Here is a 3,745-nt window from a genome sequence, read left to right as displayed (position 1 = left end):
GGAGAGGATTTCATGGCTTGCTGAGCGTTGCTTTTGAGGCATTATCCTCCACCTCTGCCTATTCGACTACTTTGTTAACTTCTATGTGCGGTCGCCCTGGATCCTCTGCTGCATGAGCATAAGCAATATTAGCAGTGATGCGAAGGACACACATCTCTAAGTAGGGACTTAACTGGCTGCTGGGCTTGACCTTGAGTGCTGTTGCTTGCCCTCGGGTGAGTTAGATTTTGCCCAGAATACTTTTTAAGGTCCGTCGATAGTCTCTGGCATCGGGTGGGCTAACTTGGTCGATAAAAAAAGGCCTAGCCGAGGGGATACATGCGTTTGCAGTTGAGTACGAACGGTGGCTTCAATCTCTACCAAGGTATTCATAGGCAGAGATTGAGATTGGGAATCTTGATACAGTAATTGCGCAATACGAGTCGCGCAGGCATTGAATTCTTGTTCCTCTTCAGGTGTCATAGTCAACAAGAGTGCTCGTCTCAACTCAATTATCATTTTCCTCTTGAAAAAGTGACACGCTCCCTGCCTTATACGCCTGCCAATAACCGTATGGGCAGACAAGGGAGATTCGAGCAGACTACAAAAATAGGTGGGAAGTAGCAGAAGCAACTCTCAAGCTTGAGGGACCTCGCCGGGATTGAGTACAATTAGAATATGAGAAATTTCTCTTCATTATTTTCAGTTACCTCCTATACGCTTGTTTATGTCTTCTGAAGTTCTGGTTGAAAAGCGCAAACTTAAGAATCCACCTCTCAATATTCATGTCCTTGGCGATCGCGTCCTTCGGCAATCAGCCAAGCGGATTGCCAAAGTCGATGATGAGATTCGGGAGCTAGCCCGACAGATGCTGCAGACCATGTATAGCGCTGATGGTATCGGTTTGGCTGCACCGCAGGTAGCTGTGGGCAAACAACTCATTGTCGTCGATACCGATCCAGAAGAACCCGCCAATCAACCAATTATTCTGATAAACCCCAAGATTCGCCGCCATAGTACTGACTTAGCCCTAGGCCAAGAGGGTTGTCTCAGCATTCCTGGAGTGTATCTTGATGTTCGGCGACCGGCCCAAATCGAAGTGGCTTACAAAGACGAGCAAGGAAGACCGCAAGTCATCGTTGCGACTGACCTGATGGCGCGGGTGATTCAGCATGAAATGGATCACCTGACGGGGGTCATGTTTGTAGACCGGGTAGAAAATAGCTTGTTGTTGAATCAAGAATTAACCAAGCAAGGCTTTTCCAAGCAAGCAGTCAAACCAGTTGCAGCATAGCCTTCTGCGAATGAGTTTGGACTATTTTGTTGGATGGCGTAACGTCCTGCGAAATCAGTAAAGTTATTTTAGGTGTATAAACAAGATATTTTAGGTGCGTAGACAGTATCGTGTGAAAACGTGGAAGAACGCTCCTACTGGCTAGCTTGGTCGAAAATACCAGGTGTAGGTCCAGTGGTTCTCAAGCGTTTACTACAGCGTTTTGGCTCACTCTCCGCAGCCTGGTCTGCCGATACAGCGGCCTTAGGAACGGTGACTGGAATTGGGGCTCAAACCCTCAAGACTATTCAGAAACACCGCCAAGCTGGCTCTCCGACCGATCTCTTAACGCAGCATTTACAGAAAAACCCGAGCTTTTGGTGCATGGCAGATCAGGCCTATCCCCGTATGCTTGCGGAAATCGCTGATTCGCCGCCCCTACTCTACTATCGAGGACAAGTTCAGCTCTCTGAGCATCAAGGGAGTACACCGATGGTAGGCATGGTCGGGACGAGAGATCCCTCAGAGTATGCCAAACGATGGACCCGCAAGATTGCGTTCGCATTAGCTAAACGAGGCATTACGGTTGTTTCGGGGATGGCTGAAGGGATTGATACCCAAGCTCATATCGGTTGCTTAGAGGGCGGTGGGCGTACCATTGCCGTTCTGGGAACAGGGGTGGATATGATTTACCCGCCCCGGAACCAGGGACTGTACCAAAAAATTCAGGAGCAAGGGTTACTCCTGAGTGAATATCCAGCAGGCACACAACCCAACCGAGCCCATTTTCCCCGTCGCAATCGGATTGTGGCGGGTTTATGTCGGGCTGTGCTAGTGATGGAAGCTCCTACAAAATCCGGTGCACTGATTACGGCTTATCAAGCCAATGAGTATAACCGTGACATTTATGTTCTTCCCGGATCTCTAGATAATCCCCGTGCGATGGGATGTTTAGGTCTGGTTCAACGAGGTGCCCAACTTATTTTAGGGATTGGTCAACTGCTCGATCAGTTAGGGACCATTCCTCCGCTCGTGGCCGATCCCCCTGCTGCCGCCCCTACCGCTCAACCTGCCCTGCCACCCCTACAAGCAGAAATATTGAAAGTGGTTCGTCAATTGTGTCAGCAATCTGGAGATGGTTCAGTCCCCTTTGATTTGATTGTTCAGTCAATCGAGGGATCAGCTGGAGAGGTGTCTGGTGAGATTCTGCAGCTAGAATTACAAGGCTGGGTCACTCAACTGCCAGGGATGCGCTATGCCCCAACCTCTTAAGGCGAGATCATGGATGGGACGATACCAAAAAACGTAAAAAACCACCAAAAGCGTCAACTTTTGGTGGTTAGTAAGGTTATTGATTGAAGCTAGCGGACGGTCCCTTCTAGCTGCTCCGTAGGAATGGGCTTCATTAGATACAGACGCAAGAAGTTGAATCCGTTAGCCAGATATAAGGGCAGCTTGCGGAGGGTCTTGATAAATTTGGGCTGCTCAGAGGCATCAATGGCCCGCAGTCCAGCGCAATTCTCCACACATTCTTCTAAGTGTCCATAGAAGCTGGGGTGCTCTACATTAAGAACCAAGGGGAAGACGCGACCGGCATTTTCGTTGGTTTTCTCAATCACATGCTTGTCATATTCCCGAGCATCCAAACCGATGGAAGCATAGAAACCAGAACGCTGAAGGTCATTCAGGTACATAGTGGCAAACACGGATAGCAAGAAGAACCGTGCCCATAGTCTAGCTCGCCAATCATTGAGGAGCTGGGGCTGAGACTTCATCAAAGCATCGAAGAAGTCACCATGACGGTTTTCGTCTTGGCACCAGTTTTCAAAGAATTCAAAGATGGGATAAACACAATCGTCTGGATTGGCTGCGAGGTGACGATAGATGGTGATATAGCGCCAATAACCGATCTTCTCGGATAAGTAGGTAGCGTAGAAAATAAATTTAGGCTTGAAGAAGGTGTAGCTGCGGCTCTTGGTCAAGAAACCCAAGTCGAGAGAGAGTTTAAAGTCCGTCATGGCTTTGTTAAGGAAGCCAGCATGACGTGCTTCATCCCGAGACATCAGGTTAAAACCTTCAGCCAGGAGAGGATTTTTGGTCTTGAGACGACGACCCAACTCCTTATAGAGCAGGAAGCCAGAGAACTCAGCTGTACAAGAGCGCTCTAGAAACTCGATGAACAATCGACGGGTTTCACCATCAATGTGATCCCAAGACTTATCGAAGCGGTCATCGCGGACAAAATGCTTTTGATTATAGTCAGCCTGGAACTCTTCGATAATGGCTCGAATCTCGTCTTCATTGACGGTGAGATCCATTTTGGCCATCTCATCGAAGTCAGTGGTATAGAAACGAGGCGTGAGGATCGTTTCTTTGGCGGGGACTTTAATCCCGTCACGTAATTCCTGAACATCAGGCTTTTTGAGGGTGTCTACCATGGGTGCCTCAATTGACTAAGTTTAAACGAAGTTTCCCTGCATCCAGCGTAAGGGA

3 protein-coding genes and 1 pseudogene are annotated in these 3,745 nt (G+C 48.6%); 2 read left to right on the top strand and 2 right to left on the bottom strand.

The window, feature by feature from the left end:
- Positions 1-100 precede the first annotated feature (100 nt).
- Positions 101-462: pseudogene (locus tag Q0991_RS24205) on the bottom strand (ISKra4 family transposase); the annotation flags it as partial.
- Between the two features lie 244 nt (positions 463-706).
- On the opposite strand from Q0991_RS24205, the gene def reads away from it, so the two are divergent.
- Both def and dprA read left to right on the top strand, forming a co-directional pair.
- Complete coding sequence (gene def, locus Q0991_RS24200; RefSeq protein WP_299493493.1) at positions 707-1,273, top strand: peptide deformylase; 567 nt, start codon at positions 707-709, stop codon at positions 1,271-1,273.
- A gap of 120 nt (positions 1,274-1,393) precedes the next feature.
- Positions 1,394-2,524: a DNA-processing protein DprA gene (gene dprA / locus Q0991_RS24195; RefSeq protein WP_299493491.1), complete on the top strand. Its 1,131-nt coding sequence runs from the start codon at positions 1,394-1,396 to the stop codon at positions 2,522-2,524.
- Between the two features lie 89 nt (positions 2,525-2,613).
- On the opposite strand, the gene acsF is transcribed toward dprA, so the two are convergent.
- Positions 2,614-3,690 carry a magnesium-protoporphyrin IX monomethyl ester (oxidative) cyclase gene (gene acsF / locus Q0991_RS24190; protein WP_299493490.1) on the bottom strand — a complete coding sequence of 359 codons (1,077 nt, stop codon included), beginning with the start codon at positions 3,688-3,690 and terminating at the stop codon, positions 2,614-2,616.
- Positions 3,691-3,745 lie beyond the last annotated feature (55 nt).

It is taken from the genome of Acaryochloris sp. IP29b_bin.137, assembly GCF_028285745.1.
In the GTDB taxonomy this organism is placed as follows: Bacteria; Cyanobacteriota; Cyanobacteriia; order Thermosynechococcales; family Thermosynechococcaceae; genus Acaryochloris.
The sequence above is the reverse complement of the archived record's forward strand: the minus strand, read 5'-3'. Positions and strand labels throughout refer to the sequence as shown.

Bases quoted from the DNA above. Each gene is read 5' to 3' on its own strand.
- def (WP_299493493.1), top strand. From the start codon at position 707: ATGTCTTCTGAAGTTCTGGTTGAAAAGCGCAAACTTAAGAATCCACCT.
- acsF (WP_299493490.1), bottom strand. From the start codon at position 3,690: ATGGTAGACACCCTCAAAAAGCCTGATGTTCAGGAATTACGTGACGGG.